We start from the raw sequence: 18,218 nt of genomic DNA, 5'->3' as shown, positions 1-18,218 counted from the left end.
CGTGTACCTCGAGCTGCTCGCGCTGTTGGGCGGCGCTCTCGTGCTGGTCTTCTACGCGGGCAGTGGCCGGTTGCCCTTCATCACGCGCTTCCGGTACCCGTTGACCGGACTGGGCTTCCTCAGTTTCGCGGGGGCGTCGTACCTCGCCACGACACGGGACGTGCCGAAGGGGTGGGGATTCGACTCGGCGTCCGTCGCGTTCGTCCTCGCCGGGGGCGTCGCGTTGGTCCGCATCGTCCTGGCCGAGCGACAACGGGCCGCCGACCCGGCGTACAACCCGCAGGCCGCGGCCACCTGGTACGCAGAGGGCCAGAACCACCTGCGGGTCTTCCTCGCCAGGGACGACCTGGCGTCCCTGGACCGAGCCGTCGACCTGTTCCGGCAATCCGTCGACGCGACAGCGACTCATGCCTCGCACCTCACGCACCTCACCGCCCTGCTGACGGCGTTGCAGGCGCGCTACGAACAGCTGCGGCGCCTCGACGACCTGGACGAGGCCATCGACTACGGCCGCAGAGAATCCGGATCCGACGGCGGTGTGCGCCGCGGCCGGGTGCTGTCCATGCTGAGCACCGCACTGCGCATGCGCTACGACAGCGTCGGCGCCGCGGGCGACCTCGCGGACGCCCACGAGGCCTGCCGGACGGCGATCAGCCTGGTGCCGTTCTACAGCCGCCACTACCCGCGCTGCAGCAGCGAGCTCGCCGCGTTGCACCGGGCCGAGTACGAACGTACCCAGCAGCCACGATCCCTCGACCTCGCCGTCGAGCACGTGCAGAAGAGCCTGCGCTCCGCGCGCGTGCTCGGCTCGGCGCGCATGGTGGACCTGACGACCCTCTGCGCCCTGCTCGCGGAACGCGGAAGACGGACGAAGAACATGCGGGACCTGGACGACGCCGTCGACATCGGCAGGCAGTCGCTACGCATCGTCCAGCCCGACGACCAGCTCTTCCAGCCATGCCAGAACAACCTTGCCCTTGCTCTGCGCGCGCGCTTCGAGCTCCAGCCCCGCACCGCCGACCTGGACGAGGCGATCCGCCTCGCGCACCGCGCGACCGCGTCGGTCGCCCCGACCGCCCCGCAGCGGGCGGACCACCAGCTCAACCTCGCCCTGGCGCTGCACGACAGGTACCGGTACGAGCAGCGCCACACGGGCGAGCACGCCCGGACCGGCCGGGAGATCGACTGGGCGCTCGAGGCCGCACGCGATGCCGCGAACCATGACGCGGCCAACGTCCCCACCCGGATCAGGGCGGGGCTGGCCTGGAGCGACATCGCGGCCACGACCGGCAGGCACGCCGACGCCGTGACGGCCCTCGCGGGGCTGATCGAGCTGCTCCCCCGGGTCGCGTCCCGTGAGCTACGCCGAGAGGACCAGGAGGACCGGCTCGGCCGGTGGACCGGCATCGCCGCGAACGCAGCCGCCTGTGCACTGGCCGCCGGCCAGGAGGACACCGCGCTGGTCCTGCTGGAACAAGGGCGTGGTGTGCTGCTGTCACGCGCCCTCGACGCCCGCGCCGACCTCACGGCACTGCACGCCAGGAACCCGGCGCTCGCCACGGAGTTCGAGGAGCTCCGCGCGGAGCTGGACACGGCCTACGACACGTCGGCGACTCTCGGTGACGTGCTCGAGCTGGCCGGGCCGGCCGAGAGCTCCGCCGATGCGGGGATCGCCGGAGCCGACGACCGAGCCAGACGCATGCGGCGCGCGCAGACGGAACGCTGGAACGATCTGCTCGCTCGGATCCGGGCCGAGGACGGGCTCGCCGACTTCGCCGGCACGCCCCAGCTCGAGCGGATACTCGAGCAGGGTGCGGACGGGCCGGTGGTGTACCTCAACGTCAGCGAGTATCGCTCCGACGCGATCATCCTCCGGCCGGAGGGCGTAGTGACGGTGCCCCTGCGGGTCACGCCACGACAGGTGGCCGAGCACACGCGACGGCTGCACCTCGCGCTGCACCCGGGCAACATCACCGACCTCGAGCATCAGCAAGCCATCCATGACGTGCTCGGCTGGTTGTGGGACGACGTGGTCGAGCCCGTTCTCGATGCCGCGGGCGTAGCGGCACCCGCTTCCGGCGAGGCCCTGCCGCGCATGTGGTGGATACCCACCGGGGCGCTGGCACTGCTCCCGATCCACGCCGCCGGACGGCACACCACCGAGAGTGACCATTCCCTGCTGGACCGGGCGATCTCGTCGTACGCACCCACCGTCCGGGCGCTCACGGCCACGCGCGAACGGCGCGTGGCTCCCGCCGCACCGCGCCCGCTGGTCGTCGCGATGTCCGAGACGCCGGGTGCGGAACCGCTCGGAAACGCCGAGGCCGAGGCCGAGATGGTGCGGAGCCTCTTCCCGGGCGGCCTGCTGTTGCAGAACGGCGAGGCGACCCGGCAACGGGTGCTCAGCGAGCTGCCCGGCCACACCTGGGTGCATTTCGCCTGCCACGGCGTGATCGACCGCGACATCCCGTCCCGGAGCGAGCTGCTGCTCCACGACCACCACGAGCGGCCGTTCACCACCACCGACATCTCGCGCCTCGATCTGCCGGAGCCGGCTCTGGCCTACCTGTCGTCGTGCGAGACCGCCCGCACCGGACCGCGACACACCGACGAGGCCATCCACCTCGCGTCCGCGTTCCAGCTCGCAGGCTTCCCCGACGTCATCGCGACCCTGTGGAAGATCCCCGACCGCGTGGCGCACGCGTTCACCCAGGACACCTACACCGAGTTCCACCGCACCATCCGGTCCGGCAGCGCACTGACCGCGGCCCGCGCGGTGCACGAGGCGACACGCGCGGCCCGGGCGAGGTATCCGAACCTTCCTGGGCTCTGGGCCGGCTACGTGCACATGGGCCACTGACCGCCTACGCCGAGTCCGGCGCGGAACTCTGGTCGGCGGTGGCGCTCGGGTCGACAGCCGAGGCGGACGGCCCGGCGGGGTCCAACGGTCCCTCCGCCGGTTCCGGGACGTCGTCGTCCGGGGTGTAGCCCCGGTAGCGGAGGCTCTCGTCGAGCAGCTCCTGCTCGTGCGGCGTCAGCTCAGGCCGTTTCATACGGGCTCCTGTTCCTTCGACGACTGTCCGGTTTCGGCAGGCAGCACCAGCTCGATCATGTCGATGTCGCTCGCGCGGACGTGCAGCCCGCCGCTCTGCGTGATCGGCCGGACGAAACGGCCGTCCGGGCCCATGATCCACGCGGTCTGGAGGTAGACCTCAGGAGCCTGCGGATACGAGGTGGCGTAGGAACGGGTGCCGTACCAGCCGCCCGCCCACGCGCCGTCGTGCAGCCGCACCCGGACGAAGCAGGAACCGCGGTTCTGGAACATCCGGTCCCAGGCGGTGGGCGTGCCGCGGTAGCGCGCTCGCGCCCCGCGCCGCTGCCACCAGGTGACGCACCCGGCCGCGACCGCGGGGATGACGATGAACAGGAGCAGCGCCAGCAGGCCCACCAGCCGCGCCTGCTCGGCGACACCGTCCCAGCCGCGCGTGCCGATGCTGCGCGCCAGCCGCACCAGCGCGGGGCCGGCCACGATGAGGTACAGGGTGTCCAGCAGGATCGAGGCCGCGATGGACCGCAGGACCCGCTCCCCCAGGTCACGTTCGCCGGGAACAGGTCCACGCCACCGTTCGCGCAGGAACTGGTAGGTGATACCGGGGAGGACGACGAGCGCCAGCAGACCCAGCTGGAGCACCGTGGAAGGGGCCTGGCCCATCTACACTCCCCACTCCCCGAAACGGGATCGAAGCGGCTCATCAGCAGCGGGACAATGGTTCCATACCGGGCCGTCGTTGTCCCTCTCCCCTGCGGTTCGCCCGCTGACCTTTATGGTGTGGCGGCACCCCACCCCGAGCCGTCAGGGAGACACGTGACGTCCTTCGAGCACCTGCCGACCGTCCGCAGCGACTACGACGCCAAGGCGGAGGCCTACGCCGCGTTCATCGGGGACGCGTTCCTCGACCACCCGCTGAATCATGTGCTGGTCCATACCTTCGCCGACCTGGTCCAGCAGGGCGGCGGCGGACCTGTGGCCGACGTCGGCTGCGGGCCCGGGCACGTGACCGGCTATCTGCGCGACCGGGGCGTCGACGCCTTCGGTATCGACCTCTCGCCCGAGCTGGTAGCGCTGGCCCGCGAAGCGAACCCGGGCGTCCGGTTCGACGTCGACGACATGGGCGCGCTCGACGTCGCGACGGGCCGTCTCGCGGGGGTGCTGGCGAACTACTCGATCATCCACACGCCGCCGGACGTGCTGCCCGGGGTGCTCGGTGAGTTCAGCCGGGTCCTGGCGCCTGGTGGGCACCTGCTGGTGTCGTTCCAGGCGCTGGCCGATGCTGAGGGGACGGCCGAGGGCTTCGGGCACAAGGTCTCGCCTGCATGGCGGTACTCGGTTGGTCATGTCGTCGAGGTGCTCGGGCGGGCCGGCGTCTTCGAGGTTGCGCGGCTGGTGGTTGCTCCGGGTGAGGACTCGGTGCGGGGGTTTCCGCAGGGGTTTGTGCTGGGGCGGAAGGGGGTCGGGTGAGGCTCAGCGCTCGTTGAGCCAGTCCGCTGGGTAGCGATCCCGAAATGCGTCGGCGGCTTGCTGCGTCCGTGCGCTGATCAGGATTGCCGTGTCGTCAGCCGGGACGCATGCACGATTCGTAGACCAGCCATTGGACCACCGCAGCGGAGAACGTCTCGGTCCATGGCTCCCACCGTTCCTGCGACTTGTCCGCGAGTCCGCCCAGCACGACGACGGGTGGGTCCTCTTGGTCCAGGTGCTCCGTGAGAATGCCCCACCGGCAGACACCCTGGTTCTCGTGGCGAACGATCAACGCGCCTGCGTCGACGTACATCTGCCTGCCGACGATGGACAGCAAGACGTCCTGGTTGCTGAACAGGTCGTGGCGCCGGCCGGCAAGCCCATAGAACTCACGCACCGCCGATGGCAGGCGGACGCCAAGATCGGCCTCACGCGTGCGGATCTGGTCGGGAAGTACCCCGGATGTGGCATCCAGCGGTCTGCCGAGCCAGCACTCGGCGAACCGTGCCAGGAACCGCCACGCTGATGAGCGGTCCTGTGCCGCTTCGGCAGCCTCGGGAGCAACGTCGAAATGATCAGCCGTCACGGGCGTCCCCGCGAGCAAGAAGCTTCAGCACTTCATCGCTGACCGGCTTCTCGCCGGGTAGCGCCCAGGCATACTCGTCGTGCTCAGTGAGCTGAATTTCCCCAGGCTCGACGGAGACGGCCCAGGTGTGCTGTCGCGTGTGCTTTCCGGACCCGCTCGTGTACTCGAAGGCTCCCAGGTAGGCCGACACACTTGCGACGGATAGCCCGGTCTCCTCGGCGACCTCCCGCCTCAGTGCCTCGTCAAGGTCCTCGCCAGGATCGACCTTTCCAGAGGGAAGTTCCCACGTTCCGCCCCGGAAGTCGTCGACAGGGCGTTGGAGCAGCAGTGCCGTCGCGCCGTCTCGGATGACCGCGCCGACGACTTGCTGCTGGATTCCGTCGGCGGTGTCTTGCGCGGTGAGTGCGTCGGTGGTGGGCAGGTCGGTCATCGCGCCTCCTGGAGCAGGTGGGTGGGCTCAGGACGATGATTCTGCCGGGGACGCGCAGCCAGCAGGGACCACTTTGTGTGCGGGCGACGGTCGCGCGGTCCAGCGTCTGACGAGGCGGACCGCCCAATGGACCAACTAAAAGTTGATCATGTGGTTCTGACGCGGTGGATCGTTGGAATTCTGCGGTTTCCAGCATAGCGGGGGCGGGGCGTGCCTGCTGCGTGCCACTCCGGAACGTACACATTCAGCAGCAGCCAGAGCCACGGCTGGGCCGAGATCCCGACGCGCATCGTGAGCGAGTTGGCCGTGCATCCCGAAGCGTTCCAGGCGAAACCCGACGATGGGCAAGGAAACTCACCCCGAACGTCACCCACTAAGCCCATCACTGGCCCGGTCCTCGCGAGTATCGTCGGCCACGATTCTCAGTCCTGGTCTACGCCGACGAGCCGGGAACGAGCCGGACAACTTTGACCGCGGCGCCAAGGCCAATACGCGGGAGGCGGAGAGCGATGTCGCACAGAGCCACCGATGCCCCTGACGCAGAATCTGCGGTCCGTCGTCTCGCTGGTCAATTGGCTGCTGTCGGTGGCAGAGCAGTGCGACTCGATGGCGATGGCGAGCCGAGCTTCGTCGTGCTCCACCCGAGGATCGGGCTGGTCGCCGTTGATATCGACGTAACCGACGCAGCGGTGGGTGATCCGGCGCCCTTCCTGAGGCTCAACGAGAAGGTCCACACGCTGCGCCAGACGCTGCGGATCGATGCTGCCACGCCGATCGGGCGCGTGGTGCTCCACAGCAAGCATTTGCTCGCTGAGCCCGCCCGCGGCATCGGCGGGCGGACGAGCATCAGTTCCAAGCAGCTTGCCAATTCGGCGTGGCTGACCAGTCTGAACCCCCAGCCGCTGGCCGACGAACTTGCTGCGCAGATTGCCGGGCTGCTCGAGCCCACCTTCACCTTCACCACGACTTTCCGCAGCAGCTCACATGATGCGGGTGCAGGGGAGCGTGAGGAGCTCCGCGTCACCCTCGACGGCCAACAGGCTGCGATCGCGCAGCGGGACGACCTCGACGTCGCACTCATCCATGGGCCGCCGGGCAGCGGCAAGACGCTCGTGCTCGCGGCGCGCGCGCGTTGGCTCTCCACGCAACACCCGGATTGGCGGATCAAGGTCCTCTGCTTCAACAACGCGCTGGTGCCCTATCTCAAGAGCCTCGTCGACGCGTATCCCAATGTCGAGGTATCGACCATGTGGCCGTTCGCCCAGGAGTACGGCGTCCGGTTCTCGTTCGCCGACGATGCCGTGAACTACCGGTCACTTGTACGCGCGAAAGCGAGCGGGAGACTACCTATCGCCGACGGCATCCTGCTCGACGAAATGCAGGACTTCAGTCCGTCATGGTGCGCGATCGTCTACGAAGCGCTGGCACCGGGCCGCGGCGGTCTGGTGATGGCAGGAGACAGCGCGCAGGCGTTGTACGGCGTCAACGTCCTCCCGCCGGTTCTCAAAGAGCACGGAGTCGAGAAGCTTTACCTTGAACGTCCCTATCGGAGCACGCGCAACATTCTCGGTGCTATCGGGGGGCTCCACGACGAGTTCTCGGTCGCGTCTATCGACCAGGCGCCCGACGGTGAGCCGGTCGAGTTGATCTGGGCCAACTCACCCGCAGAGCAGGCAAGAGCGATCGCATGGGAAGCCCACCTGATGCTGTCCAGCAGTGAGCGTGAGGCCGGCGACATCGCGGTGGTGATTCCGAGGTATAAGGGAACCCTCCGCTTCATCTGCCCCGCATTGGAGGCAATGAAGATCCCCTTCACGACCGTGGTCACCAAGGAAGATAAGAAGAACTTTGACCGCACTACAAACACCGTGAAGATCATCACGCCCCACTCTGCCAAGGGCCATGAGTTCCCGGTGGTGTTCTTGTTCGGTCTCGATACCCTGAAAGCGTTCGATCCAACAGACGGGGAGTCGCTGAAGATCGGCCGGGCCTGCTTCGTCGGCGCGACGCGGGCCAAGGATCAGCTCCTCATCACCTACACGAAGCACAATAGCTATCTCAACATCCTGAGCGCCGACGAGACCTACGTCCGTCGGTGGCTGTGGCCCGATCAGTACGAAGGGGCTCCTGAGAATGGCTGAACTCGTCGTCTACGACTACGTGGGCCCAGGCGAGCAGATGACCGCCGAGACGCTGGCCGAGGCATTGCCCGACACCTGGCTCATTGTCGTTGGCCGGGCATTGCCGACGCCGCAGAAGGACGATGTCGACCTTCTAATCGTCGGCCGCAACCGTATCTTCGTCTTGGAGCAGAAGCACTGGGGCCCCCGGATCGTGGTCGAAAACGGCGGTTGGCGGGTCAAGGGCGGGCTGCGGCAGAGCCCGATCGGCCGGAACACCCAGGTGGCGAAGATCCTCGCCAGCGTGCTCAAGGACGCGATCACCGGATACACCGCCGCCGCGAAGGGCGCCCACCTTGTGCAGGCGCGCGTCGTACTGTCCTACCCAGGCCTCGACCTCGACACGAGCGTTTACCCGTATGACGACTCGCAGATCCTGCTCCTCGACGAAGCTGCGGCCGCCCTGGTGGAAGCCGACGCCGCAGCCACAGAGCTTCACAAGGTTCGAAATGCGGCCGTCGAGTTCGTCAGCGGGCTTTCGGTGCGGGCCGCCAAGCCGACCAACCTCGGCCCCTTCGAGGTCGCCGCCGAGGTCGAGGGTGTCGGGCGTTCGCGCGTCTTCCACGGCAGGGACGGCGACGGAGACCCGGTCGTGCTCCGTGCATATCCCATGGATGGCTGGGGGCCGGGGGTCGACGTGAAGCAGCTCGTGAAACACGAGCGCCAGGCGACCAAGCAGATCGCCGACATCCAGCGGTCGTGGAGCGTCGAGGCGACCTTTGAGGACGACGGGAGGCGCTGGGTAGTACTCCCCATCCGTCCGATCACAAGCGTCTCGCTCGCCCGGCACGCTGCGGCCGGGAAGCTTAAAGTCAAGAGCAACCAGGGGATCACCAAGCGGGCCGCAGACATCGTCCTCGACGCGTTCGAAGCCCTCGCGGAGGTCCACGAGAAGGGTGTGGTCCACCGCGGGCTGATGCCGGATCGGATCCTGGTCGGCAAGAACGATCGGGTCATGTTCCGCGACTTCTACCTTGCGCACGCCGAGTCCCAGGTCACAGTCGGCCCGATTATCGCCGACACGGTAGATGGTTCAAGGCCGTTCCGCGCGCCCGAGGGCGAGTTCGTAATCAGCGCTGCAACCACGAAATCGGACGTCTATTCACTTGCCTTGAGCCTGCTCTGGTGGATCAATGGCCAGGTCGCTGTCAAGGACGCGGGTGCGATCAGGGCCATTCCTGGCGCAGTTGGACAACTTGGCTCAGTGACAGACGCCCTCCTTGCATGCCTAGCCGAGAATCCGGCCGACCGACCCGACGCGGCGGATGCTGCGAAGCATGTGCAGGAGTTACTGCGGCCGCCGCCACCGCCTGAGAAGCCTCTCGTGCCGGCAGCCAGCAATGGGCCGCCGGCAGACGTGTTCGGGGTGGGCGGCACGATTGACAATGGCCGCTACCGCATCGAGCGCATTCTCGGTCAAGGAGGATTCGCGACGTCCTGGCTCGCCCTGGACACCAAGCTCGGGGTCTCCCGAGTCATCAAGCAGTACGTGAACCCGGGCGCAACCTGGCAGGTGAAGCAGGAGTTCGACTCCGCTCAGAAGCTCAACAACTCGCGGTGTGCCCGCGTCTGGGACTGCTCGCCGGAGCCGCCGGTCTACCTTGTCTCCGACTACGTCGAGGGTCAGAGTCTTCGTGACCTGGGCATGCAAGGTACCGCTTCCGAAGAGGACTACCGCCAAGTCGCCCTCGATGCACTCGAGGGCCTTGCCTACATGCACGGTGAAGGGCACCTCCACCGCGACGTCAGTCCCAACAACATCATTGTGAAGGATGATGGCCGTGCCGTCCTGATCGACTTCGGTTTGGCCATCGCCCGGGCCGATGCAGCGTCGGTTGCGGGCACACCAGCATTCATGGCCCCGGAGGTTCAAGGGGCAGGGACATGGTCGGTATCCGCCGATCTCTACGCACTCGGAGCGAGTCTGCTGCAGGTGATCCTCAATCGGTCACCGTTCAGCGGTTCGGACAAGTCGAATCTCGAACCGCTCTCTCCCGAAGAGGAGGAGACTTGGGGGCCGAATGGCGTCGCAATCCTCAACACGCTCTTCAAACTGGTTGAGCCGCGCCCTGAGGACAGGCCGCTGTCGGCGAAGGAGTTCGCGAACTACCTCAAGACGGTGGCTGCCCCCAGGGTCGAAAAGGGGAAGGAGGAGATCAATCCGACGGTCCTGAGCCTGCGCCGCCTCTACCGCGGCAGCACTGTCGGGAACGCCGGTAACCGCGGCCTGGATGACCCGTTCGCACGGCAGACATACGTCGAGACCCGCCTCGACACCCGCCTCACACCGAGCGTGCTCGCTGGTGAGCTCGACATCGTCCTTCTGACCGGCAACCCTGGCGACGGAAAGACCTCATTCCTATCGACCCTGCGAGAGCGACTGCTCGAAGCCGGAGCCCCCGACATCACACTGGCGACCGCAGCCGGCTGGCGGATGAGCCTCGGAGACCGCACCTTCGCGGCCGTCTACGACGCTAGCGAGGCCCGCGACGGCAAGTCGTCGGACGAGATCCTCGCGGAGGCCCTTGAGGGGGGCGCCAAGCACACAGCGCTTATCGCGATCAACGATGGCCGTCTTCTGAATTTCTTTGCTCAATACCAGGACGTCTATCCGGAGTGCTACGTCGCTGTCGATCGCTACTCGCGTGACATGCCGACCGAGAGTCCACGGATCGCGATCGTCGACCTGAAACGACGTTCCGTCGCTCCGACGGGGCCTGACGACGGACTGGCTGGCGCCGTGCTGGACTTGTTCGCCGCCGATCAGTTCTGGACCGACTGCGAGACCTGCACGGCTCGCGGTGTTTGCCCGATCCTGGCCAACCGGAACATGTTGCGCGGGCCGGGCAAGCGGCCGCTGCTCGAACTCGTTTCGATCTCTCACCTTCGCCGCAAGCGCCGCGCCACGTTCCGCGACGTCCGTTCGGCCATTGCATGGACGATCACGGGCGACCACGGCTGCGAAGACGTCCATGCGGCAATCGCCGAGGGACGCGACCTGCGAATGGCGGACGACGCCGTCGCGTTCGACCTCGCGTTCCAGGGGGGCAACCCGGACTACCTCGTTGCGGAGTGGGCGACGGTCGACCCGGCTGCGCTGGCCGCTCCCGGTGTCGAGCGTGCGTTGCGTGACGGGACGTTCGGTCTCAAAACGGGCCTTCGCCCGGGGTCGGAGAATCGTCAGCTCTTCTTCGACGGTGCCGCAACGAGTCCGGTGGGTCGCGCCGAGGTCCGTGCGTACCGCTACTTCGACGAGTTCGTCGAAGTACTCGCCGGACGCATCGACGTTCGGTTCGTTCGCGAGAAGGTCCTCCTCGGGCTCAGCCGCGTGCTTGGGGCGCACGGATACCCGGGGGCTGCTCTCGCGCTGCGCGACGGCAAGAGCGACGGCTGGTCGGTCCTCCGTGAGATCCCGGCGGAGGAGTTCTCCCTGCTCGCTCTCGACACGGACGCGACGTACGTCGAAAAACAATCCGATGGCCTGCGGTTGTCACACAGGCTCGGCAATCTCGTATTAACTCTTGATTCGTACGAATTAGTCCGGCGTGCGGCCGACGGCGAGCTCCTCGGCGATGCCGGTTCCGATGCGGTGAAGCTGGAGCTGAGCGCTTTCGGCAACCTACTGCGCACGACTCCAGCACACCAGGTCCTTGTTGTCGATCCCGCAGGTCGTGGCGATTCCGTTCGCATCGCCGCCGGCGTTATCAAGCGAGAGGAGGCGTAGGCATGAAGATCGAACTTCCGAAGAACCTCCGCACATTCGCCTTCCGAGAGCTCACGGTCATCGAGCCCAATGACACAGACGTTGAGCGCATGCTCACGCAGATCTTCGAGATGGCGATCAAGCAGGGGCGCACAGCCGCGAATGTCGCAGCGACCAAGCTGTATGACGAGAAACGTGCCTCGCTGGCATCCAGCGACCACCTCGCGGGATTTGACGATGCACGTGGCCAGGCGGTCCTCGACGGCTGGCTGAGGGCGTCGGTCGTCGAGATGGGACGAGTGGGCCGTTCCCGTGCGACTGAACAGATGCAGTATGTCCGCCCCAGGACCGTCGCCGTCTTCAGGTCTGGCTTCCCCAGCCGTGCCCGCCATCGTGGTGCGGACCTGGTGGTCTACCGCGAGTTGCTGCGCGAGGTCATGGCTCGTCGTCCTGGCGAGGGAGAGGGCAAGGCGAAGACATGGATCAACGAGCGGTTCAGGGCGGCATTCGGCCCGGGCGTCGTCTTCAGTGATGCGCCGAAATGGGCACCGACTTACGACGGCATAGCTGACATCGACATTACCGCCCGGCTGTCGCTGCACTTCCTCGAGGAGTTCGAGGCAAAATCGGCGGCGCCGGACAAGGACGTGGCCTACGACTCGCCCGTACCTGCGGCGACCCGTCCGCTGGGCGCCGACGTGCTCGACTACATCGAAGCGTATGGCGAGCGAGCGCCTTCCCTAGTTATGTCGCAGCACCTCGCCGCGCTAATCGGCTTGAGGCTCTTCCAGCTCCCGCTGCGGACCGCTCTTGCCACGCGCTCCCTCCTCGAGACCGGTGAGCTCCCTGCCGACATGACCGACGCCGCTGCTGCCAACCCGCTGGAGCAGTATGTCGACTTCACCGGCGACAAGGGCTCACGGTCCGACCTGCTTGCTCGTGAGTGCGTGCAGCGCGACCTCGAAATCACCCGTCAGTTCTTCTGGGACCGGCTCTATCTCCTCTCGATGCGCACCGCTCCAGCCGTCCGCCCCATGTTCGATGACGACTCGCTGAAGCCCGCAGAGAAGATCGCCCTGCTCGCTAACTCGAAGAATGCCGCTCAGGTCGTCAGCCACCTCGAGTACATCCTGTCGCTCATCCAGGACGAGAACGCCCAGACCGACGACGAGGACACTGCGTCGTTCCTTACCGCCATGGCAGCCAACACCAGACCCATCGCCCATCGCGTGGCCGACGTCCTTGTCGAAGCGCTCAAGAAGCGTGGCTACGAGAACGCATTCAAGTGGTTCTGGTCGACCGGCGGCATCCAGACCGATGTCGGAATCCTGGCTGGAACCCTCAACGTGAAGCCCTCCTGGACCTATGCGCCGTCTGACAACCTACTTGCATCGCTCCTCGCAATGACGTTTGCTCGCCAAGGCGGCGGTCCCGCGCATGCCGAGCTAACCATCGGCGCCGTGCTAGCACAGTTCGAACGGCGTTTCGGACTCGTCGTTGACCGCCCGCCGGCCGTGCTGGACACGGCCGAGAATCGGGCCGCGGCCGGGAAGAACTTCGAGGCGTTCAAGTACCGCCTCCAACTGCTCGGCGTCTTCGATGGACTCAGCGACGACCTCAACGCCCAGCGTGTTCGCAATCCACTGGTCAACCTCATGGAGGGCGAATGAGAAACCTTGTGCAAATGTCGCTTGCTGATCGCGTCATCCACTCCGTAGCTAACGCCGAGTTGGGGCACTGCGTCCGCGTCGACGACATCGTCGAAGCTGACGCATTCGAGCTCGCCGGACTTGTGCGACAGGAGGTCGACGCGGAGAAGTTCCGTGTAGCGGTGCTCGCCTCGCAAGGCCACGGCGGCGCAGTCACGGTCGAGACGGCCGTCGGCATTCGCAACGACAAGTCGCACGTCTTTGTGCTCCTGGTCCCCCCGGGTCAAGCACACGCTGCGAGTTCGTTGGACAACTCGTTCGAAAGACTCTCGCTGGTTGACGAGCTGGAGCAGGTCGCGGCCGATCTCAAGGCCGAGGTTTCTCGTCGATGGCCCGCGTTGCCGGTGACGCCGCTCCTGCGCAAGGTCCGAGTACCGATTGAGGCGAGACTCGACTTTCTGGCTGCGGTGCTGGAGGCCGACGACGACGTTGCCTTCGGGCAGGAGCTGTGGCGGGTCGGCCTGATCGTTGACCGCTCGGACGCGGCCCGACTTCGGGCCAACCTCGAGCGGAACGCCGCGGTGGTCGCCAATGTCGCCACCCCGACCGTCGCGACGGCGACCGTCCGCGAACGACTGCGCAAAGCTCGGGTCGCACCCGGAGGCGTATTCGAAAATCTGGTCGGTGTGCTCAGCCCCTCGGCGGGCGACCTACGCAACACCATCAACTGGACCCGCCGGCTGTTCGAGGAACACGGCATTACGCTCGCCGACATCCCCCTCGACAGCGACGTCGAGTCGGCGCTCATCGATCTGCAGATGGAGAGCTTCACCAAGGCGGACGGCTCCGTGGAAGCCTTCAGCAAGCTGCAGGCCTCGGAAGGCGGAGCCCTGTTCGTGAAGACCTCGCCGGAGAACCCGAGCACCCTGGGACTCAAGTGGAAGACAAAACCGGGCAGGCCGACCGACGTTGCCAACTGGCTCCTGGAGTTGCTCCCGCCAGCCGACCTGCGCGACGACGAAACGTCGTCGACCCTTGAGACCAAGATCAAGGCCACCCGGATGTCAGCGACACTCAAACTCGACCTGGGTGCGGACGACCTCGCCGCCGGAGCGCTGTTTGTCGTGCGGATCACCGCGCTTGACGCCAACGGCACGCCGATGCTGCTCGCCGACGGGAAACCGGCGGTCGGTGACAGCGACCAGTTCGAAGTCATCATCGAGGAGTCGCTGGCCGAGAGGTCAACGCGGAAGACATCGGCAAGGTCACTGGCGGAAGCCCAGCTGCGGGCCGTGCTTTCGGGCGCAGCAGGCACCGAGATCGACATGCAGGCCTGGGACTTCCGAGGCAGGGTCTTCTCGGTCAGGGTCGGCAAGCACCTGGGTGCTCAGATCCGCATCGCGCCGACCATCGTCCATCTGCAGAGACTGCTGATCGCCGACCCCACGATCACCGCGTTCGAGGCCACCTCCGACTTCGGCGAGCCGATCGACCCTGCCGATGCCACGGCGCTGCGCAGGGATCTCCCGGCCGCGTTCTCGAAGAAGCGCAGGGAACTGTTCGCGCTGCTTACTGAGGGAGCGCCCCAGGACGTGCCAGAGGTGTTCCGGTGGGATGCCGCCGCCCGACAGCTCGCGATCGAATACGCGCAGACGTATAAGAGGGCGCTTGACGCGGCCACGGGCGCAACGCGCAACGCACTCCTGCGGCTGGACACGCTGGCGCTGAAGGTAGGGACGTCGCTGCGTTCCGAGCGCGCGGTCGTCGTACTCCCTATCCAGCCGCTTCGTGTCGCCTGGATCGCCACACACTTCGGCGTCGTCGAGTCCTGGTGCGCCGACCTGATCGACCTCGGCGGCGCCAAGGCGCGCCGACTAGTCGTCGACGAAGACCTCTTCGCACGCGTCCAGCCGGCGAACCTCCCGTTCACCGCGCTCAACGCGGGCCGCGAAGCGCTGGTCTACTTTGACGAGGTCGCGTTCGGGTCCGCAGTTTTCCTCGAGCCTGGTCTCACTGAGCCCGAAGCGGTTGCCTCTACCGTGTACGGCGCCCTAGACCTTCCGCGGGAGTCGGCGGCGCTGACGTCGGCGGCGGCGATGGTGTCGAGTCGGCTCAGGGATTTTCGGCGGTCACATCCCGAAGGCGAGGCCCTTCGTATCGCGGTGATGAATCCCGGCGACGGCGAAGTCGTCGGCCTGGCGGTCGAGTCGCTGCTCAATGTGTCGACGGAGAGCGAGGAAGTCGCCTCCACAACGCCGCCGCGGGCGGAGGTCGTCGCATACGGCCGCAATGCCGGCTTCGCATCCCCCCTGCCCCGACTGACCGAACTCCAGCAGACCCTGCAGCTAGCTCAGGTGCCTGGCCAGCAGAGCCACTTGACGCCCCCGCTGGGTATCGCGATGCGTACCCCCGACGCGCTTGTGGAGGACGAGCGCGCCAACCACATCTCGCTCATCCAGGACATCACGGCGCTGGATCTATCGCAGGCAGTAGAGGAGGGTTCCGACCGTTCCACCGCCTTCTACGACCTCCTCACTCCGGCCATCACGACTCGGGTCGATGTCGGCGGCAAGCCAGGTTGGGTCACGTCACCCGCACTCTCGTCGACACAAGATGCGCCGAGCCGTGTGGTCGTGGACGCACACAGGGCGCACCAATCTGCGCTCGGAGAGGAGCTCGGGTTCGACGCTCCGCCCGCGCTTCACATCGGAATCGAGCCCGACGGCCTACAGGCAATCCGAGTGCTGCACGAGCTGTCGGACTGGGTGATGACCCTCGACCGATTCGTCGGTCTCGACCTCTACGAGGACCCGCTCGCGATCGGCCTCGGCAGCGACAACTACATGCTCGACTACGCGCCAGACTTCATCGAGGGACTTAGCCACCGGCTCACGGTGACGACCAAACATCGCGCCGAGGTCGCACGGATCTTGGAGCGCGCGATGGACGAACTTGGCCTCGATGCCATCAATCAGTCGGTGACGCCGATCATCGACAACCTGCTCGCGATCTCGGGCAGGCTCGTACTGCGGCTGCAGGGGAGCGATTCCTACGCACGCGAGGCGGTGAGCCTTGCCGCATTGATTGCTCATCTGAATGCCCGGCGCAAGCTCGAGGACACGATCATCGTCCCGGTCGACTCCCACGACGAGATCTTCGGACGAGCGGCCCGAGAAACGGATCGCGCGGCACGGCGGTGTGACCTTCTGCTGGTACGGGTGCAACGCAACGGGCTCCGCATCGAATGTGTCGAGGTCAAGTCCCGCAAGGCCGCTGCACTACCGAGCCAACTCGCCGACGACATCGTCGATCAGCTCGAGGAGACGAAGCGTCTTCTGGTGGCGCGATTCTTCGCGACCGACCCTGCCCGCGTCGACGCGGCCCTTCAGCGCGCCCGTCTGGCCGGGATGCTGCACTACTACGCCGACCGTGCAGTCGTGAGCGGCACGCTGTCCGCCGTCAAGCTCGCGGACGTACACAAGCTCATCGACCGCCACCTCGAAGGCAGCACTCCGGTAGAGATCTCAATGCAGGGCTACGTCATCAGCCTCTACGGAACGGCCGGAGTCCCCACGCAGCACCGCCAGGTGCCGATCGCTGTCCTCACCGCGGCGGATATCGGGCAGGCGGGGTTCTCGACAAAGTTCGAACCAGAGCGCAACACCTCCTTTGAGCTTGCCCACGACACGGCCCGCGACATCGCCGAGGCGACCTCGGCAGTGAACGTCCCTCCCACGCCCGATGCCACGCCCGATGCCACGCCACCCAATCCCGAGCCCGAGCTGGGGCCCGCTCCGGTCTCGAGCCAAACCCCGGCGTCTGCGGCTCCCGCGTCCGCCGCAGGTCCCCCGGAGCACGTCGATGTCGTACTTGGCAAAGATGGCCAGGGCGGCGACGTTGTGTGGTCGGTGAGCACCAAAGGCAGTCCACACGCGTTCGTAGTCGGCATTCCCGGGCAGGGGAAGTCTGTGACGACTCGCCGGATCGTGCGGTTGTTCGCGGAGGCCGGATTGCCAGCATTGCTGTTCGACTTCCACGGCGATATGGCCGCCGATCCGCCGGCGGGCGCTAGCGTTTTCGACGCGAGCGAGGGGCTGCCATTCAGCCCGTTCGAGGGCGTCCTGACAACCGGACCCGCGCTCAACGCCTTGGCCTTCGAGACCGCCGAGATCGTCGCGTACGTCTCCGGGCTCGGCGAGATCCAGCAGTCACACGTCTACAAGGCAATCCAAGAAGCCTACAAAACAGTTGTCGACGGGGAAACGCGTCGCGCACCGACGGTCGAGCAGTTCGCCGACTCGCTTGACCTGGTAGAAGCAGCAGCAAAAGGCAAGCACGCTCGCGAGCGCATCCGTCCACTGACGGACTTCGGCCTGTTTGCCGGCAGCGCTGTCGGGACCTTCGATCCCCGCGAAGGAGGCATGGTGATCGATGTCAGCTCGATCCCGCTGGAGCAGGTCCAGCTCGCAGCCGGCGCTTTCCTGCTACGCAAGATCTACCGTGACATGTTCCAGTGGCCGCAGGACGGGAGGCTCAAGCTCGCCGTCGTACTTGATGAGGCCCATCGGCTCGCGAAAGATGTGACCCTTCCTAAGCTCATGAAAGAGGGGCGCAAATACGGCGTCGTGATCGTGGTCGCGAGCCAGGGTGCCGCCGACTTCCACAAAGACGTCGTGGGCAACGCAGGTACCAAGATCATCTTCCGAACAAACTTTCCGGCCAGCAAGCAGGTTGCAGGCTACCTCCGCGGCAGGTCGGGACAAGACCTCAGTATGGAGATTGAGAAGCTCGGCGTTGGCCGGGCGTACGTCTCAACGCCAGACTCTCCGCAGGCCCGGAAAGCTTACATGGAGCCCTGAGCCGCAGGACGACACCGCACCCGCACTTTCCGCGTCGGAACTGGTCCGAGTCTCCAATGCCTGTGGACCGAGTCGCGCAGGTCCAGGCGCAGTATGTGCTCCTGGGATTCAGTATCTCCGCTTGCAGGTCCTGCAAGCGGTCCAGTTACTCGGTACTTCGTCTGCCACATTCCAGATGCTGATCGGGGTCGCGATGGTTACCGCAAGGGTGACAGCCCAAGGGCAGCATCCAATGGTCAAGTGTCCACTCCACTGGCACGGTCATGCGTTCGGCTCGCATTCGCCACCGCAC

At 66.3% G+C, this 18,218-nt stretch carries 10 protein-coding genes; 6 read left to right on the top strand and 4 right to left on the bottom strand.

Going from position 1 to position 18,218, the window contains the following annotated elements; translation table 11 throughout:
- The first annotated feature begins 1 nt into the window (after position 1).
- The gene (locus tag ACFSL2_RS23255) at positions 2–2,860 is read left to right on the top strand and encodes a CHAT domain-containing protein (protein WP_377200114.1); all 2,859 of its coding nucleotides are present in this window, start codon (positions 2–4) and stop codon (positions 2,858–2,860) included.
- 4 nt (positions 2,861–2,864) lie between these two features.
- Here the strand turns inward: ACFSL2_RS23255 and ACFSL2_RS23250 are convergent, their stop codons facing one another.
- Together ACFSL2_RS23250 and ACFSL2_RS23245 are read right to left on the bottom strand one after the other, a co-directional pair.
- Positions 2,865–3,053, bottom strand: a complete 189-nt coding sequence (locus tag ACFSL2_RS23250; RefSeq protein ID WP_377200113.1) for a hypothetical protein — start codon at positions 3,051–3,053, stop codon at positions 2,865–2,867.
- Entirely contained in the window at positions 3,050–3,712 is a 663-nt protein-coding gene (locus ACFSL2_RS23245) for a DUF6338 family protein (protein ID WP_377200112.1), read from the bottom strand. Before ACFSL2_RS23245 ends, ACFSL2_RS23250 begins: the two co-directional genes overlap by 4 nt.
- A 153-nt stretch (positions 3,713–3,865) precedes the next feature.
- Between ACFSL2_RS23245 and ACFSL2_RS23240 the strand changes: the two genes are divergently transcribed.
- Positions 3,866–4,519, top strand: coding sequence for a class I SAM-dependent DNA methyltransferase (locus ACFSL2_RS23240; protein WP_377200111.1), 654 nt, complete (start codon positions 3,866–3,868; stop codon positions 4,517–4,519).
- A 94-nt stretch (positions 4,520–4,613) separates the two neighbouring features.
- Here the strand turns inward: ACFSL2_RS23240 and ACFSL2_RS23235 are convergent, their stop codons facing one another.
- A complete protein-coding gene (locus ACFSL2_RS23235) occupies positions 4,614–5,123 on the bottom strand; it encodes a hypothetical protein (RefSeq protein WP_377200110.1) in 510 nt (169 codons plus the stop codon).
- The gene (locus ACFSL2_RS23230; protein WP_377200109.1) at positions 5,095–5,535 is read right to left on the bottom strand and encodes an NUDIX domain-containing protein; all 441 of its coding nucleotides are present in this window, start codon (positions 5,533–5,535) and stop codon (positions 5,095–5,097) included. Before ACFSL2_RS23230 ends, ACFSL2_RS23235 begins: the two co-directional genes overlap by 29 nt.
- Positions 5,536–6,131: 596 nt before the next feature.
- On the opposite strand from ACFSL2_RS23230, the gene ACFSL2_RS23225 reads away from it, so the two are divergent.
- The 4 genes from ACFSL2_RS23225 to ACFSL2_RS23210 are packed head-to-tail and all read left to right on the top strand — an operon-like array spanning position 6,132 to position 17,926.
- The gene (locus ACFSL2_RS23225; RefSeq protein ID WP_377200108.1) at positions 6,132–7,676 is read left to right on the top strand and encodes a 3'-5' exonuclease; all 1,545 of its coding nucleotides are present in this window, start codon (positions 6,132–6,134) and stop codon (positions 7,674–7,676) included.
- Positions 7,669–11,439 (top strand): protein kinase domain-containing protein, encoded by a 3,771-nt coding sequence (locus ACFSL2_RS23220; protein ID WP_377200107.1) that lies wholly within the window; start codon positions 7,669–7,671, stop codon positions 11,437–11,439. Before ACFSL2_RS23225 ends, ACFSL2_RS23220 begins: the two co-directional genes overlap by 8 nt.
- A 2-nt stretch (positions 11,440–11,441) precedes the next feature.
- Complete coding sequence (mads7, locus tag ACFSL2_RS23215) at positions 11,442–13,088, top strand: methylation-associated defense system protein MAD7 (protein WP_377200106.1); 1,647 nt, start codon at positions 11,442–11,444, stop codon at positions 13,086–13,088.
- A complete protein-coding gene (locus ACFSL2_RS23210) occupies positions 13,085–17,926 on the top strand; it encodes a helicase HerA domain-containing protein (protein ID WP_377200105.1) in 4,842 nt (1,613 codons plus the stop codon). Before mads7 ends, ACFSL2_RS23210 begins: the two co-directional genes overlap by 4 nt.
- The last annotated feature ends 292 nt before the right edge of the window (positions 17,927–18,218 follow it).

The sequence above is a fragment of the Promicromonospora aerolata genome (assembly GCF_042682255.1).
GTDB lineage: Bacteria > Actinomycetota > Actinomycetes > Actinomycetales > Cellulomonadaceae > Promicromonospora > Promicromonospora aerolata.
This window is presented reverse-complemented; position numbering and strand designations above follow the sequence as displayed.